The 15,932-nt window shown below is 76.4% G+C and carries 15 protein-coding genes; 5 read left to right on the top strand and 10 right to left on the bottom strand.

Annotation, left to right across the window (positions count from 1 at the left end; genetic code table 11):
• Positions 1–3 precede the first annotated feature (3 nt).
• From ACUN9U_RS05515 to ACUN9U_RS05495, 5 genes are all read right to left on the bottom strand, one after another.
• On the bottom strand, positions 4–1,167 hold the full coding sequence (locus ACUN9U_RS05515) for a LacI family DNA-binding transcriptional regulator (RefSeq protein ID WP_445483920.1): 1,164 nt from the start codon (positions 1,165–1,167) through the stop codon (positions 4–6).
• Between the two features lie 69 nt (positions 1,168–1,236).
• Entirely contained in the window at positions 1,237–2,742 is a 1,506-nt protein-coding gene (locus tag ACUN9U_RS05510) for a mannitol dehydrogenase family protein (protein WP_445483919.1), read from the bottom strand.
• Positions 2,743–2,864: 122 nt separating this feature from the next.
• Positions 2,865–3,761, bottom strand: coding sequence for a carbohydrate ABC transporter permease (locus ACUN9U_RS05505; RefSeq protein WP_445483918.1), 897 nt, complete (start codon positions 3,759–3,761; stop codon positions 2,865–2,867).
• Positions 3,758–4,747: a carbohydrate ABC transporter permease gene (locus ACUN9U_RS05500; RefSeq protein WP_445483917.1), complete on the bottom strand. Its 990-nt coding sequence runs from the start codon at positions 4,745–4,747 to the stop codon at positions 3,758–3,760. Before ACUN9U_RS05500 ends, ACUN9U_RS05505 begins: the two co-directional genes overlap by 4 nt.
• 111 nt (positions 4,748–4,858) lie before the next feature.
• A complete protein-coding gene (locus ACUN9U_RS05495; RefSeq protein ID WP_445483916.1) occupies positions 4,859–6,232 on the bottom strand; it encodes an ABC transporter substrate-binding protein in 1,374 nt (457 codons plus the stop codon).
• Between the two features lie 337 nt (positions 6,233–6,569).
• Here ACUN9U_RS05495 and ACUN9U_RS05490 point away from each other — a divergent pair, with 337 nt between their 5' ends.
• From ACUN9U_RS05490 to ACUN9U_RS05470, 5 genes are all read left to right on the top strand, one after another.
• The gene (locus ACUN9U_RS05490; RefSeq protein WP_445483915.1) at positions 6,570–7,619 is read left to right on the top strand and encodes a zinc-dependent alcohol dehydrogenase family protein; all 1,050 of its coding nucleotides are present in this window, start codon (positions 6,570–6,572) and stop codon (positions 7,617–7,619) included.
• An 84-nt stretch (positions 7,620–7,703) separates the two neighbouring features.
• Positions 7,704–8,285, top strand: coding sequence for a DedA family protein (locus ACUN9U_RS05485; protein ID WP_445483914.1), 582 nt, complete (start codon positions 7,704–7,706; stop codon positions 8,283–8,285).
• A gap of 394 nt (positions 8,286–8,679) precedes the next feature.
• Positions 8,680–9,522 (top strand): hypothetical protein, encoded by an 843-nt coding sequence (locus tag ACUN9U_RS05480; RefSeq protein WP_445483913.1) that lies wholly within the window; start codon positions 8,680–8,682, stop codon positions 9,520–9,522.
• On the top strand, positions 9,519–9,974 hold the full coding sequence (locus ACUN9U_RS05475) for a phage holin family protein (protein WP_445483912.1): 456 nt from the start codon (positions 9,519–9,521) through the stop codon (positions 9,972–9,974). Before ACUN9U_RS05480 ends, ACUN9U_RS05475 begins: the two co-directional genes overlap by 4 nt.
• Positions 9,971–10,615: a DUF3618 domain-containing protein gene (locus ACUN9U_RS05470; RefSeq protein ID WP_445483911.1), complete on the top strand. Its 645-nt coding sequence runs from the start codon at positions 9,971–9,973 to the stop codon at positions 10,613–10,615. The genes ACUN9U_RS05475 and ACUN9U_RS05470 overlap by 4 nt, the downstream gene beginning before the upstream one ends.
• A gap of 115 nt (positions 10,616–10,730) precedes the next feature.
• Here the strand turns inward: ACUN9U_RS05470 and ACUN9U_RS05465 are convergent, their stop codons facing one another.
• From ACUN9U_RS05465 to ACUN9U_RS05445, 5 genes are all read right to left on the bottom strand, one after another.
• Complete coding sequence (locus ACUN9U_RS05465; RefSeq protein WP_445483910.1) at positions 10,731–11,450, bottom strand: hypothetical protein; 720 nt, start codon at positions 11,448–11,450, stop codon at positions 10,731–10,733.
• A 182-nt stretch (positions 11,451–11,632) separates the two neighbouring features.
• The gene (locus ACUN9U_RS05460) at positions 11,633–12,301 is read right to left on the bottom strand and encodes a 4a-hydroxytetrahydrobiopterin dehydratase (protein WP_445483909.1); all 669 of its coding nucleotides are present in this window, start codon (positions 12,299–12,301) and stop codon (positions 11,633–11,635) included.
• Positions 12,302–12,324: 23 nt separating this feature from the next.
• Complete coding sequence (locus ACUN9U_RS05455) at positions 12,325–12,996, bottom strand: response regulator transcription factor (RefSeq protein WP_445483908.1); 672 nt, start codon at positions 12,994–12,996, stop codon at positions 12,325–12,327.
• Positions 12,993–15,125, bottom strand: a complete 2,133-nt coding sequence (locus ACUN9U_RS05450) for a GAF domain-containing sensor histidine kinase (protein WP_445483907.1) — start codon at positions 15,123–15,125, stop codon at positions 12,993–12,995. Before ACUN9U_RS05450 ends, ACUN9U_RS05455 begins: the two co-directional genes overlap by 4 nt.
• A 39-nt stretch (positions 15,126–15,164) precedes the next feature.
• On the bottom strand, positions 15,165–15,818 hold the full coding sequence (locus ACUN9U_RS05445) for a hypothetical protein (RefSeq protein ID WP_445483906.1): 654 nt from the start codon (positions 15,816–15,818) through the stop codon (positions 15,165–15,167).
• Positions 15,819–15,932 lie beyond the last annotated feature (114 nt).

Here is a 15,932-nt window from a genome sequence, read left to right as displayed (position 1 = left end):
AGCCTACGAGGCGGCCGCTGCCCCGCCCTCGGCGACGGGTACGGCGACTGGTGCGGCTGCGGCAGCGGCAGGACGCGGGGGCAGCTCCCCCGACCCCCGCTCGATGAGGCGCAGCGGCACCTGCTCGTGCACCGGCGGTCGCCGGTCGCCGTCGATGCGGGCGAAGAGCAGCTCCGCGGCGCGGGTGCCGATCGCCTCGACGTCCTGCTCCAGGACCGTCAGGGGCGGGCTGAAGGCGTCGGCGCCGGCCAGGTCGTCCACGGCGGCGTAGGCGAGGTCGCGCAGGCCCAGGCGGGCCATCGCCGAGGCCAGGCCCATGGTCACGCGGGCGACGCCGGACAGGACCGCCGTGATGGCGCCGTCCGGCCCGGAGGGGCCGGCCGGGTCGGTCAGCTCGCGCAGCACGGCCACGGCGCGCTCGGCGGTCTCGCTGGGCAGGTAGCCGAGCCAGGTCGAGCGCGGCTCGAGGCCCGCCTGCCGCATGGCCGCCTCGTAGCCGCGGCGCCGCAGCTGCACGGTGGTCGCCGCGGGCCCGGAGCCGACGAAGAGGACGCGCCGGTGACCGCGGGCGAGCAGGTGCTCGGTGAGCAGCCGCCCGGCGGCCTCGTTGTCGATGCCGACGGTGTCGGAGTACGTGCTCGGGGCCGGTGCGTCCACCTGCACCACCGGCAGCTCCTCGGCGAGCGCGGCGAGGTAGCCCTCGGGCGCGCCGGCGGTGCCGGTGGCGACCACGAGCCCGGCGACGCTGCGGGACAGCAGCGGCTCGACGGCCTCCTCCTCCGAGCGCCCGGAGCCCGCGCAGGTGATGACCACCCCGTAGCCGCGCTCGTGCGCGGCCTGCTCGACGCGGGCGACGATGCGCCCGAAGAAGGGGATGGTGAAGTCCTCCACGGCCACCCCGATGGCCGTGTCCTTGCCGCGGCGCAGCGTGCGCGCCTGGCGGTTGACGGAGTAGCCCAGCTCGCGGGCGGCCCGGCGCACGCGCTCGGAGAGCTCGTCGGTGACGCCGGCCCCGCCGTGCAGCACCCGCGAGACGGTGGAGGCGCTGGTGCCGGCCGCCGCGGCCACGTCGACCAGCGTGGCCCGGGTGGCGCGCGCCGGCGGGCGCGCCGCGGGGCGCGCGAGGCCCTGGGCCGCCGCGGCGGCCGGGGCGGCCGGGTCTGCCATGCCCGACACCTTCCCCGACGGGCGCCGCGCCGTCACGTCCGGGCCCCGCTGCTCACACCGGCGGGCGCGTCAGCCCCGCCCGAGGCGCTGCAGGGTGGCCCGGGCGCCGTCGGCGTGCAGGCCGTCCAGGGCGGCGAGGTAGGCGGTGGTGAAGCGCTCGTCGTCGGCCAGGTCGCCGAACAGCTCGCGGTCCCTGACGAAGGCGAGCGGGTCCTCGCCCAGCTGGCGCTGCGCGGCGGCCATGACCCGCTCCCTGCGCCGGTCGACCACGGTGATGGGCTCGCCGTGCTCGTCGACGCCCTCGGCGTAGCGGGCCCAGCTGGCGATGACCGCCGCCGCCCGGTGCACGTCGCGGCCGGCGTCCAGGTCGGCGCGCACCACCGGCACGAGCCACTTGGGGATGCGGTCGGAGCTCTCCGCCGCCAGCCGGGCGGTGGTGTCGCGCACGTGCGGGTTGCCGAAGCGCTCCTCGAGGGTGTCCTTGTACTCCTCCAGGTCCACCCCCGGCACGGGCGCGAGCGTGGGGGTGGCCTCGGCGTCCATGTAGGCGCGCACGAACGGCTTGAGGTCCGCGTCGGTGGCGGCGCCGTCGACCAGCTCGTGGTCGAGCAGCCGGCCGAAGTAGGCCAGCGCCTGGTGGCTGGCGTTGAGCAGCCGCAGCTTCATGAGCTCGTACGGCTCGACGTCGGGGACCACCTGCACGCCGACCTCCTCCAGCGGAGGGCGCCCGGCGCCGAAGGAGTCCTCCAGGGCCCACTGGGTGAACGGCTCGCACACCACGGGCCAGGCGTCGGCGACGCCGAACTCCCGCTCCACCAGCGCGACGTCGTCGGGGGTGGTCGCCGGGGTGATCCTGTCGACCATGGAGTTGGGGAAGCGCACGTGCTCGCGCACCCAGGTCCCCAGCGACTCCTCGCGCAGGTCGGCGAACGCCGAGAACGCCGTCCTCGCGAGGTGCCCGTTGCCCTGCAGGTTGTCGCAGCTCATCACCGTGAACGGCTCCAGGCCGCGGTCCCGGCGGCGCACGAGCGCCTCGACGACGAGTCCGAACACCGTGGTGAGCTTCCCCGCGTCGGACCCGGCGGCGGCGTCGGCGGCCACCGCGGGCGTGTCGGTGAGGAAGTCCCCGGTGATGTCGTCGAGGTTGTAGCCGCCCTCGGTGACCGTCAGCGAGACGATCCGCGTGGTGGGGGCCGCCAGCTTCTCCACCACCGCCTCGGGGTCGTCGGGGGCGAAGAGGTACTCCACCACCGAGCCGATGACGCGCGGCTCCAGGGAGCCGTCGGGGTGCTTGAGCACCAGGGTGTACAGCCGGTCCTGGGCGGCCATGGTGTCGCGCATGCGCGCGTCCCCGGGCAGCACCCCCACCCCGCAGATCCCGTAGTCCCTGGCGGCCTCGAAGTCCTCGGTGAGCAGCCTGTCGAGGTAGGCCGCCTGGTGGGCGCGGTGGAAGCCGCCCACCCCGAAGTGGACGACGCCGGCCGTCACCGCCGACCTGTCGTAGCCGGGCACCGGCACCCGCGAGGCCACCTCGGCGAGGTTGTGGGCGTTCAGCGCGGTGACGTCGTCGGGCATCGGTGCCTCCGGGGAGGGTGGTGGGCGGGTCGGGGGCGGCGGCGCCCCGGTGGTCTGCGGGCGCAGCCTCGCGGCAGGCGCTGGTCGGCGTCCAGCGCCTGCCGGGCGGCGGGCGCCGGGGGCTACTTGACGGCGCCGAGGGAGAGGCCCTGCACCAGCTTGTCCTGGGCGGCGAAGCCCGCGGCCAGCACCGGCAGGGAGATGACGACGGCGGCCGCGCACACCTGCGCCAGGAACAGGCCCTGGCTGGTGGCGAAGCTGGTGAGGAACACCGGGGAGGTGCCGGCGACGATGCCGGTCAGCGTGCGGGCGAGCAGCAGCTCGTTCCAGCTGAAGATGAAGCAGATCAGCGAGGTGGCCGCGATCCCCGGCAGCGCCACCGGGGCCACCACCGAGCGCAGCATGGTGATGAGCCCGGCGCCGTCGAGCTGGGCCGCCTCCATCATCTCCACCGGCACCTCCGCCAGGAAGCTGCGCATCATCCACACCGCGATCGGCAGGTTCATGGCGGTGTAGAGCAGGACGAGCAGGTTGATGTTGTCCAGCAGGCCGGTGTTCTTGGCGAAGAGGAACAGCGGGAGGATGCCGGCCACGATCGGCAGGAACTTGGTGGACAGGAAGAAGAACAGGACGTCGGTCCACTTCTTCACCGGCTTGATGCTCAGCGCGTAGGCCGCGGGGATGGCCAGCACCAGGACGAGCAGGGTGGACAGCACCGACGCGGTGAGGCTGTTGATGAGCGGCGGCCACGGGGTGCGCCCGCCGTCGGCCCCGAAGAAGGCGCGGTAGCCGTCCAGCGTCAGCGGCGCCAGGACGGACGGCGGGTTGGTGGCGGCGTCGGTCTCGGAGTGGAACGACGTCAGCAGCATGAACAGCACCGGCGCGGCGAAGAGCAGCCCGACCGCCCAGGCGACCACGCCCCAGGCGGGGTGGCCCCTGGACTCCACGCTGCGGCGCTTCTTCGGGCGCGGGCCCTTGAAGGAGGTGGCGGCGACGGCGGGGTTGGTGTGGGTGCTCATCGGCCGGTCTCCTCGTCGAACAGGCTGGACACGGTGCGCAGCGCGAAGGTGGCGATGATGAGGGTGCCGATGACGACGACGACGCCCTGCGCCGAGGCGAGCCCGTAGTTCTGCTGCTGGAAGAAGGTCGCGTAGATCGTGTACGGCAGGTTGGCGGTGCCCAGGGCGCCGGCGGTCATGATGAAGACGGCGTCGAAGGCCTGGACGATGTAGATGGAGCCCAGCAGGCCGCCCAGCTCGAGGTAGCGGCGCAGGTGCGGGAACGTGATGTAGCGGAAGATCTGCCAGGAGCCGGCGCCGTCCATGCGGGCCGCCTCGACCACGTCGCCGGGCTTGGACTGCAGGCCCGCCAGCAGGATGAGCATCATGAACGGGGTCCACTGCCAGATGAGCGCCAGCTCGATGGACAGCAGGGGGTAGTTGCTCAGCCAGGCCGGCTGCGGCGGGCTGTCGGACCCGAAGATCCCCCAGATCCAGGTCAGCACGCCGTTGAGCAGGCCGTAGCCGGAGTTGAGGATGCCGTGCTTCCACAGCAGCGCGGCGGCCACCGGCACCACGAGGAACGGCGCGATCATCATCGTGCGCACCGCGCCGCGGCCGATGAACTTCCGGTCGAGCAGCAGCGCGATCGCGGTGCCGAGCACGAGGCTGACCAGGACGACGGTGGCCGTCAGCAGGATCGTGGTGAGCACCGCCTGGCGCAGCGCCGGGTTGGTGAAGACCTGGGCGTAGTTGTCGAAGCCGGTGAAGCCGATCTGGTCGGGCCGCAGCGCCCGGTAGTCCATGAAGGAGATGACGATCGTCGCGAGGAAGGGCAGCTGGGTCGCGGCGATCGTGAAGACGAGGGCCGGCAGCAGCGGGATCCTGCGGCGCCTCGCCTCTCGCCGGTCGCGGGCCGCCTGGCCCTGGGGGGCCTGGTAGGTCGTCCTCTGCTCGGGGGTCAGCTCCGACGCCGGCCCGGGGGCAGCTGGTGCAGCGGTGCTCATCGTGGGTCCTTCTTCCGCCGGTCGCAGACTCGAGGGGTCTTCCGGGGGCCCCCGCCCGCCCCGGCCTCGGGGCGCGGGGCGGGCGGGAGCGGTACCGCTAGGAGGTGCGGCTCACTTGTTGGCGTCGGCTGCTGCCTGCGCCAGGGGCTGGCCTGCGTCGAGGGCCTGCTGGACGGTCTGCTGGCCGGCGATGGCAGCGCTCACGCCCTGGGAGACCTGCGTGGCCATGCCCGCGAACTCCGGGATGGCGACGAACTGGATGCCGGGCGCCGGACGGGGCTGCACGCCGGGGTTGTTCGGGTCCGCCGAGCTGATCGCGTTCTCCGTGGCCTCGTAGAAGGCCTGCGCGGAGGCCTGGTAGTCGGGGTTCTCGTAGGTGGAGGAGCGCTTGCCGGCGGGGACGCTGGACCAGCCGATCTGCTCGCCGACCAGCTCCTCGTACTCCTTGCTCGAGGCCCAGGAGATGAACTCCCACGCGTCGTCCTTCTTCTGCGAGGCTTCCTGGATCGCGAAGGCCCAGCTGTACAGCCAGCCCGAGGAGGCGGTGTCGCGGACCGGGGCGGGGACGTAGCCGACCTTGCCCTGGACCGGGGAGCCGTCGGCCTCCAGCGAGCCGGCGGCCGAGGTCGCGTCGTACCACATGGCCACGCCGCCCTGGGTCATGGCGTTGAGGCACTCGGTGAAGCCGGCGTTGGCCGCGTCGGGCTCGCCGTGCTGCTGCACCAGGTCGACGTAGAACTGCGTGGCCTCGACGAACGGCGGGGCGTTGACCTGGGCGTTCCAGTCCTCGTCGAACCAGGTGCCCCCGAAGGTGTTGACCACGGTGGTCAGCGGCGCGAAGACCTGGCCCCAGCCGGACTGCCCGCGCAGGCAGATGCCCTTCATGCCGGGCTGCGCGCCGTCGACCTGCGCGGCGAGCTGGGCGACCTCGTCCCAGGTGGGCTTCTCGGGCATGGTCAGGCCCGCCTGCTCGAAGACGTCGGTGCGGTACATGAGGAAGGAGCTCTCGCCGTAGAAGGGCTGGGCGTACTGGGAGCCGTCCTCGCCCTTGAGGCCGTCGGCGATCGGCCCGAGGATGTCGTCCTGGTCGAAGTCGCTGTCCTCGGCGACGTAGTCGTCCAGGTTGGCGATCCACCCGTTCTTCGAGAAGAACGGGGTCTCGTAGTTGGAGATGGTCGCGACGTCGTACTGGCCGGCCTGGCTGGAGAAGTCGGTCTGGATGCTGTCGCGGACGTCGTTCTCGGGCAGCACCGTGTAGTTCACGGTGATGCCGGTCTCGGCGGTGAAGTTGTCGGCGGTGAGCTTCTGCAGGTCCTCCATCTGCGGGTTGTTCACCATGATCACGTTGATGGAGCGGTCGCCTCCGCCCCCGCTCTCACCGGAGCTGCTCGTCGAGCCTCCGCCCGCGCCGGCGCACCCGGCCGTCATCACGGCCAGGCCCGCCGCAGCGGCGATGGAGGCGAGGACACGTCGTCGTGCTGCCATGGGGAGACCTTCTTCCTCGGAGGGCACCGGCGCCGGCGGCGCCGGGGTGTGTCGGCCAGCGGGTCGGGGGTGCGCCGGCAGCTGCGCCGGGCGCGGGTGGCGCGGCCCACCCCCGGGGGTGCCGGGTGGTGACCTCGCGCCGCGGGGGTCTGGGGAGGGCCGTCCCACCGGCTCTCCCGTCGACGTCGTCGTCGTGGTGCGCAGGAGTCTGCCGCCGTTCTGCAAACGTTGTCAACGGCGACCTCGGTAACGAACTGGTCACGGGCTCCCGCCTGGTCGAGGCCCGGCCGGGTGTGCTCCCATGGGCGCCGCGAGGCCGCGAGCGGAGGGGGCACAGGTGCGTGCAGCGTTCCTGCCGGGAGGCAGCAGGGTCGAGCTGAGGGAGGTGCCCGACCCCGTCCCGGGGCACGGCCAGGTGCTGCTGGCGGTGCGCGCCTCCACCATCTGCGGCTCGGACCTGCGGGCGATCTACCGCGAGCACCTCGGGGAGGGCCCGGAGGCCTACCAGGGGGTGGTCGGCGGCCACGAACCCGCGGGACGCGTCGTCGCCGTGGGCACCGGGGTGCACCGGATCGGCGTCGGAGACCGCGTGGTCGTCTACCACATCAGCGGCTGCGGGCAGTGCGACGAGTGCCGCCGCGGCTACCAGATCTCCTGCACCGGCGCGGGCAGGGCCGCCTACGGGTGGCAGCGCGACGGCGGCCACGCCGACCTGCTGCTCGCCGAGGAGCGCGACCTGCTCGTCCTGCCCGAGCAGCTGAGCTTCCTCGACGGCGCCGTCGTGGCGTGCGGCTTCGGCACCGCCTACGAGGCGCTGTGCCGGGTGGGCGTCTCCGGGCGGGACCGGGTGCTCGTCACCGGGCTCGGCCCCGTGGGGTGCGCCGTCGGGCTCCTGGCGAAGGCGCTGGGGTCGCCGCTGGTGGTGGGCACCGACCCGAGCCCCGCCCGGCGCGCGCTGGCGCTGCAGCTGGGTGCCGTGGACGAGGCCGTCGCCGGCGCCGACGACGAGCTCGACGCGCTGCTCGACGGCCCCGGTGGTGGCGCGGAGGTCGCGGTGGACTGCTCCGGCAACGGCCGCGGCCAGCTGACCGCGCTGCGCCACACCCGCCGCTGGGGCCGCGCCGCCCTGGTCGGGGAGGGCGGGCAGCTGGCCGTGGACGTCTCGGAGGTGCTCATCCACCGCCAGCTGACCGTGCACGGCTCGTGGGTGACCTCCACCGGGCGCATGAGCGAGCTGCTGACCGACCTGGCCCGCTGGGACCTGCACCCCGAGCGTCTGGTCACCGACACCTTCGGCATCGAGGACGCCGCCCGCGCCTACGAGGTGGCCGACGCCGCGGCCGGCGGCAAGGTGGGCATCACCTGGCCCGACGTCCCGGGCGCCTGACCGCGGGCCCTGGACGCCGGGGGGCCGGCCGCCGGTGCCGCGGGGGCGGGGAAGCAGCCGGGGCGCCGCGGCGTTGGCCGCAGCGTGGGACCGGGCCGGACAGCGCTGCTCGGGCTGGGCGTCCTGATCGGCTCCGCGGTCCCGTTCGTCCCCACCGGCGAGGTCGTCAGCGCCGCGGCGACCCTGGCGTCCGGCTCGTGGCCGGACCTCGTGGCCGTCTTCGCCGTGGTCCTGGTGGCCTCGGTGCTCGGTGACAGCGCCCTGCTGCTGGGCGCCGGGACGCTCTCGCGCCGGGTCACCCCCGCGCAGCGCGCCTGGCTGGGCAGCCGGCGCCTGGCACCGGCGGTGCGCCGCGCCCGCGCCGGCATCGCCTCCCACGCCCCGCAGGCGGTGCTCACCGGACGGCTGGTGCCCGGCGGGCGCGCACCAGTGATCATCGCGCTCGGTGTCGCGAGGTACCCCGTGGGCCGCTTCATGGCCGCCGACGCCCTCGCGTGCGGCGCCTGGGCCGCCACCTACGTCGCGCTGGGCGCCGTCGGCGGCCACCTGTCGGGCCACCCCGTGCTGGGCGTGGCGGTGGCGGTGGTGTGCGCCGCCGCGCTCGGCCTGGCGGTCTCCCGCGTGCAGCGGGTGCGCGGGCGGCGCCGCACGTCCCCCACGGCCTGAGCTCCGCCGGGCGGCAGCCCGGCGCGCAGCCCCACCGCAGGTGGTGGACACCTCGAGGAGGCGCTCCGCAGCCGGAGCTCCATGATCGTGTGGCGGTCCCGAGCCGGGCGTGGCAACGTCGTGACCGCTGTCACACCGGCCGCGTTCAGTTTCGAGCGCAGGTGCTCCGGAGGACGGCCGCGCCGGGAGGCCCAGTGTCGCACGCGCTCCGCGCCGGGCCGCTGCCCGGGCCTGCGCCCCACGGCCCACCCACTTCCCGCTGACGGTCCCCGGCACCACTGCTCGTCCTCGGGCGGTGTGCCACTGACCCGCCGTCACCAGCACCCGCCGTCCGGGCCCAGCGCCCGGGCGGGTGCGCCCCTCGTCCCCAACCACCGACCACCTGGAGGTCCCCGTGTCCATCCCCGCTGACCGCCCGCGCACAGACGTGCTGAGCGAGCCCCTGACCACCGGTACCTCGACGGGCGCGACCGCCGTCGGGTCGCCCTCTGGAGACCACCGGCTGACCGGTGGGGCCAGCGGCTCTGGCAGCGGCACGAAGGACACCGCCAAGCAGGAGGCCGCCGGCGTGGCCTCCGAGGCCGCCGACCAGGGCAAGCGGGTCGCCGGGACCGCGGCCGACCAGGCCTCCCAGGTCGCCTCCGAGGCCGGCCGCCAGGCCAAGGACCTCTACCACCAGACCCGCGGCCAGCTCGCCGGGCAGGTCTCCACCGGGCAGCGCCAGGCCGCCTCCGGCCTGGGCGCCCTCGCCGAGGAGCTCAGGGGGCTGGCCGAGGGGCGCGCCGGCAGCGGCGTGGCCACCGACCTCGTCCACCAGGCCTCCCAGCGCGTCGAGGCCGTCGGGACGTGGCTGGAGCGGCGCGAGCCCTCCGACGTCCTGCGCGAGGTCGAGGGCTTCGCCCGCCGCCGCCCGGTGGCGTTCCTGGCGATCGCCGCGGGTGTGGGCCTGGTCGCCGGGCGCCTGACCCGCGGGCTCGCCGCCGCGGCCCAGGACCAGGGCACCGGCGCAGGCAGTGCCCCTGCGAGCACGGCGCCGGGCACCTACGCCTCCGACACCACGTACGCGTCGACGAGGTCCTCCACCGTGCCCGCGGCGACCCCGGTCCGGCCCGCCCCCGCCCTGGCCACCGAGGACTTCGACGTCACCGAGGAGCCCCTCACCGGCGGTCCTGCCGCCGGCGGGCGCACCGGCGCCCCCACGGGCGGGGTGCCCGGCTGGGACGAGCCCCTGCGATGAGCCACGCCCCCGACCTGGGACCCACTGCCGGCGCCGGGCAGCGGTCCTCCTACGAGGCCACCGGCGAGCGCACGAGCATCGGCCAGCTCTTCTCCTCGGTCACCGAGGACCTGTCCACCCTGGTCCGCCAGGAGATCGCCCTGGCCAAGGCCGAGGCCACGCAGTCGGCCACCCGCGCTGGCAAGGGCGCGGGCCTGCTGGCCGGCGCTGGCGTCTCGGGCCACTTCGTCCTGCTGTTCCTGTCCATCGCCCTGTGGTGGGGACTGGGGAACGCGATCGGGCGCGGCTGGTCCGCGCTGGTCGTCGCGGTCGTGTGGGCCGTCATCGCCGCCGTGCTCGCGCTGCGCGGCCGCTCCGAGCTCCGCGCCGTGCGGGGCCTGCCCCAGACCACCAGCACCCTGCAGCAGGTGCCCAGCGCCCTGAAGGGCCACGAGGAGGAGAACCACCGATGAGCACCCCGTACACCGACCCCGCCACGGGCGTCGTGGACTCCGACGACCCCGCCGTCCTGCGCGCGCAGATCGACGCGACCCGGGCCCGGATGAGCGAGGACGTCAACGCCCTCACCGACTACGCGGCCCCCTCCAACGTGGCCCACCGCCAGGCCGAGAAGGTCAAGGGCAAGGTGAGCGGCGCCGTCGGCGGTGTGCGCGACCGCGTCATGGGCACGGCCTCCGACACGACCGGGGCTGCCGGGAGCGCGGTCTCGTCCGCGGCGTCCAGCGTCGGGGGCGCCGTGCACGACGCCCCCGGTGCCGCGGTGAGCGGCACGCGGGGCAACCCGCTGGCCGCGGGCCTCATCGCCCTGGGCGCGGGCTGGCTGATCGGCTCCCTGCTGCCGGCCAGCTCCAAGGAGGCCCAGGCGGCCTCGGCGGTGAAGGAGCACGCCAGCACCGTCACCCAGCCGCTCGCCCACGCCGCGCAGGAGGTGGCGGGCAACCTCAAGGAGCCCGCGGCCCAGGCCGCTCAGTCCGTCAAGGAGACCGCGGCCGACGCCGCGGCCACCGTCAAGGACGAGGGCACCGACGCCGCGCGCAGCACCCAGGAGCGCACGGCCGCCGCGAAGGACGCGGTGCAGAGCAGCCGTTCCTGATCACAGCAGCCGGTCGTGACGACGCCCGTGGTGGCGCCGTCGCGGCGGGTCACGGGCCGTCAGCGGTCCCGGTGCGCGGTCCCCGACCGCGTCCGGGTCGCTGACGGCCCGCTGCTCAGCCCCCGACGACGGGTGAGCCGCAGCTCCAGACCTCCGTGCCGCCGCGCACCGCGGCGGTGAAGCGCGGCCCGCTGGGCCACGGGACGTCCTCGCGCAGCGGGAGGCCGTGCTCGTCGTCCAGCGGGAGCCCCATGGAGTGCACGGCGGCCGACCACGGCTCCCCGGCCTCGATGCGCCGCAGCGCCCCGAGGCCGGTCCCGGCGCCCTCGAGGAGGTCGAGGACGGCCACCAGGGAGTCGGTGAACAGCACGCCGAGGGCGCCAGCGGTGGCACCGTCGCCACCGCTGGCCGACGTGCAGTGGGGCACCAGCCACGCGGTGCGGCCGCGTGCGGCCCCCGTGAGGCGCCGCATCGCCCGCGCGCGCAGGGCGCCCTCGGCGGCCGGTGCACCGGCCGCCGGCCGGTCGTCGGCAGCGGCGTCGAGCAGGGCGCGGTGCTCCGGGCGGAGCATCTCGCGCAGCGGCACGGCGGACAGGTCCCCGCCTGGGGCGGCACCGGCCGGGAGCCGCAGGGTGCCGCGTCGCAGGCCCGTCACCACCAGCCGCTGGCGCTGCGCGGCCGAGCCGTCGACCAGCTCCACCGCCGCGGGGCGCAGGGTCCGGCGGACCTCGGCCTCCCAGGCGCGCACGTCGCGCTGGGCCGCGGGAGGTGCGGCGGCGGGGGTGGGTGCGGCGCTGGGGGCGCTGGTGGTGGCGGGCGGGGCGAGGATCGTCATGCGGTTCTCCTCCGGCTCGGTGAGCGTCCTGGCGAGGATGGGGCACGCAGGTGCTCCGCCGGCAGGGCCGGACGCGTCAACTTCGGCGGTTCTTGCGCCGCCGTCAGGAAGCACGGGGGTCGCGGCAGAGCGGTGCTGCTGGCGCGGGGGTGCTGCGGAGCCGCCGGCGCAGCACGGGCCGGTCAGCTCGTGGGGTCGGGCCGTCCCCGCGGCGTGCAGATGCACACCCGGTCACCGCAAGCGTCGGTGAGCACCGTGAAGGCCGGTGCCGCTGAGGCGTCGACCGCGGCGCCGGCCGCCGCCACGGCCGCCACGAGGTCGTCCGCGGCCTCGGCGGCCACGCTCACGTCGAGGTGCCACCGGCTGGGAGCCGGGGTCGGGGTGCGCTGGAACCAGACGCTGGGGCCGCGGTCGTGCGGGTCGTGCAGGGCGTCGGGGTCGCCCGCGCGCCGGACGTAGCCCAGCGCGGTGGCCCACACGCCGCTGACCGCGTCGGGGTCGGCGGTGTCCAGCGCCAGCTCCAGGGAGCGCGGCAGCGACGGCTCGGCCCGTGCGCCGAGGTCGGCGGCGAGCCGGGAGGTGCGCTCGGCCGCCGCGACGTCGAGGGCCGTGACGCGCCAGCCGGCGCTGTGCGTGGTCCAGCTGCAGAAGACGAGGTCGTAGCGCCAGTCCAGGCTGGGGTGGTGGTCCAGCTCCTCGGCGAGCGCCCCGACGCCGGCCACCAGCTGCAGCGCCACCGCGGGCGAGGGAGCGCGGAAGGCCGTGCGCAGCGCCCCGAGCCGCCCGCGCCAGTCGGGCAGGCGCCGGAGGGCGGCGTCCGAGGCGTCGGCGTCCAGCGGCGAGCGGTCCACGCCCGCAGGGTAAGGAGGCCGCTTCAGCGGGAGGGCCCCCGGACCCCCCGCTGGCGGGCCAGCGCCACGGCCTCGGACCTGTCCTGCACCCCCAGCGCCGCCACGAGGTCGGAGACGTGGTTCTGGACCGTCTTGAGGCTCAGTCCCAGCCGGGCCGCGACGGCGGCGTTGGAGGCCCCACCGGCGGCGAGGCGGAGCACCTGCACCTGACGGGGCGTGAGCTCGGGCAGCAGCGCCTCCGGCGCCGGGGCTGTGGCGCTGGCGGACACGACGAAGCCCGCCACGCCGGGGTCGAAGATGAGCTGGCCCGCGGCCACCGCGCTCACGGCCCGCAGCACCTCCTCGGCGGGCGCGTCCTTGAGCAGGTACCCGCGAGCGCCCGCGGCAAGGGCGGCGCGCAGGAGCACCGGGTCGCGGTGCATCGTCAGCACCAGCACGGCGGTGCCGGGCACCGCCCGCACCACCTCCTGCGCGGCGGCGACCCCGCCGCCGGGCATGCGCAGGTCGAGGACGGCCACGTCGGGCCGGTGGGCCCGGCACGCCGCGACGGCGCCGTCGGCGTCCTCCGCCTCGGCGACCACCGCGAAGCCGCCGGCCCCGGTGAGCAGGCCGCGCAGGCCGCGGCGCACGAGCGGGTGGTCGTCCGCGACCACCACGCGCAGCGGCTCCCCCGCCTCGGCCGTGACGGGCGTCACGGCGAGCCCGCCCGCGCGGCGGCCGGCCGGCGGACGGGCCGCTCGACGTCGCGCCCGCCGTCCTGCTCTACCGCCTCGACCGCCTCGACGACCTCCACCGGCCGTCCGCGGGGCGCGACCGCCGGGGCCCCGGCGGTGACCGGGAGCACCAGCTCCACCCGGGTGCCCCGCTCCCCGGCAGACAGCACCTCGCAGGCCCCGCCGAGCGCTGCTGCCCGCTCCCTCATCGACCGCAGGCCCACGCCCCCCACGTAGGGCGGCCGCCCGGCGCCGTCGTCGTCGACCAGCAGGTGCAGGTCGTGGCGCGACCGCTCGAGGGCGACGACGACCCGGGCGGCCCGCGCGTGGCGCCGGGCGTTGGTCACCGCCTCGACGGCGACGAGGTAGGCGGCCTCGGCCACCGCGGCCGGCAGGCCGTCTCCGCCGTCCTCCAGCCCCGCCCCGGCGCGCACCACCACCGCCGGAGCACCGCGCCCGACCTCGGCGGCGTGCTCGCGCAGGGCCGCGACGAGGCCGGAGGTGACCAGGGCGGACGGCCCCAGCCCCTCGATGAGCCGCCGCACCTCGGCGGTGGCCTGCAGCAGCGCGCTCTCGACCTCCTCCGCCGCGCTCGCCGAGCAGGGACCCGGCCCCAGGCGCAGCCCCGCCGCCGCCATCCGCGCCCCCGCCAGCAGCGGGCCGACGACGTCGTGCAGGTCGCGGCCCATGCGGGCCCGCTCCTCCGCGGCCGCCCTCACGGCGCGGTCGCGGGCGCGCTCCAGCTCGCGCTCGCGCTGGAAGCCGCCGAGGGTGTGCGCGACCTGCTCGGCGAGCAGGTCCAGCAGGCGGCGGTCCGCCGGGGACCACGGCTCGCCCGGCGACCGGGGACTCACCAGCAGGGAGCCCACGAGCTGGCCGCCGTGGACCAGCGGCACGTGCAGGGCCGAGGGGTCGTGCGAGCCGTCTCCGGTGCTCGCGAGCAGGGTGCCCTCCCCCAGGACCTCGCTGCGCAGCTGCACCTGCGGTGAGCGCAGCGCGCCCGCCACCGCCGCCACGGCGCGCTGCGCTGCGGACCCGGCGTCCACGGCCTGCTCGACCTCGCGCCGCAGCGAGGTCAGCGCCGCCACCGGGTCGTCGAGGTCGCCCAGGAGGCGACGGCGCACGAGCCGGCGCGCTGCCCGGCGGCCGGGCTCGAGCAGCAGCGCGGTGGCCGTCGCGGCGACGACGGGCGCCACCACCGGCGGGGCCTGCGCCAGCAGCGCCCCCATGACCAGGACGAGCGCGGCCGAGAGCAGGGTCAGCGCCGAGACGGCGGTGGCCGCCAGGGCGACCCGCCGCAGCGAGAGCCCCCACAGCCGGTGGCGGACCACGGCGACGGCCACCGCCGCCACGAGCCCCGCCGGCCAGGCGCTCAGGAGGAACCCCGCGACAGCCGGGGTGAGCCAGTCGCTGACCAGGTAGGCGGCCACGGCCGCCACCAGGACCAGCCCCACCAGGCCCGTCTGCTGGCGGTGCAGCGGCCCACCGCGCCTCCAGCGCAGCACGGCCCCCGCGACCGCCACCACCGAGGCCACCGCCCAGCACGCCTGGCCGGCGGCCCCGAGCAAGGAGGAGGCCGCCGGGGCGGCCCAGGGCACGAGGAGCTCGCTGTCGGGCCACAGCAGGTGCGACGGGGCCAGCACCGCCGACGCCGTGAGCGAGGCCGCCGCCACCGCGGCCGGCAGGAGCGCCCAGCGCCACCGCCGGGAGGGCAGGCGCCCGTCGGGGAAGACGAGCGGCAGCACCAGCAGCAGGGGGAGCACGAGCAGGGGCCAGGACGCCAGCGAGGCCACCCGCAGCAGGCCCGCCGCCCCCGACGCCGGCGAGGCCCCGGGCGGCAGGGGGCCGGCGGTCGCGTCGGCCAGGAGCCAGGCCGCCGAGGAGCAGGCCTGGGTGAGCGCGCTGACCAGCAGGACGCTCCCGACCACCCGGCTGGCCGGACGGGCGACGAGCAGGGCGGCCGCGCTCGACAGCGCGGCCAGGACCAGCGCCTGCCCGGCGGCGCCGGCGACCACCCCGGGGTCGGCCGTCCCCGGCAGCAGCGCTGCCAGGAGGACGGCCGGCACCCCGAGCACCCCGGACGCGACCGCTGCGACGGCTGTGACGCGCACCGCTCCCCCTCCCGCCGGCCGGCGGCGGTGCCGGCCGCCTCAGCCTGCCGCGGTGGCCCGTGCCGCGGAAGGTCCCCGGGAGGCCCGGACGGCACCGGTGACCAGGAGCACGGCGAGGACGCCGTAGACAGCGCTCAGGCCCCCCACCGGCACCAGGACGGCCGTCACGATCCCCAGGGCGAGCAGCGCGCCCGAGGTCCAGTGCAGGGACAGGCGGCGGCGGTTCAGGACGACGGCAGCCCCCAGCAGCACCGGCGCCAGGTAGATGCCGTAGAGGACCAGCTGGAGGGGAGCCAGGGCGGCGGGCAGCTCACCGCGCCCCAGCAGCGGCCCCCAGACCACGGCCGTCGCCGCGCTCAGCAGGTGGGCGCCGGCGACGGCGAGCGCCACCGCGGCCGCGACCGCTCCGGTGCGGCCGAGCTGGCGGCGCCGCGGCGCCCACAGCAGCACCAGGCCGGCCGGCAGCAGGGTGTAGTACGCCATGACGGTGGTCAGCCCCACCCACTGCGGGGGGTCGAAGGCACCGGAGCCGAGCAGCGCCATGTGGGTGTCGGACAGCGCGGCCCCGCCGAGCAGGAGCGCCGCGGACGCGACCACCAGCCGGTGGTCGGCGCCGTCCGGGGGGTCGAGCGGGCGCTCGTGCGGGCGCTGGGGTGAGCGGTCAGCGGGACGAGCGGTCGGGCGAGCGGTCATCGGGACCTCCGTGGGCCGGGCCCCGCCGGCGCGGGGCTGCAACCCGACGGTGCGCCCGCGCCTTCCCGGTCCACCAGCGCCCGGTTCCCGGTGCGCGGGGAAGCGACCGGGGAG

This window comes from Quadrisphaera sp. KR29 (genome assembly GCF_052644995.1).
The sequence above is the reverse complement of the archived record's forward strand: the minus strand, read 5'-3'. Positions and strand labels throughout refer to the sequence as shown.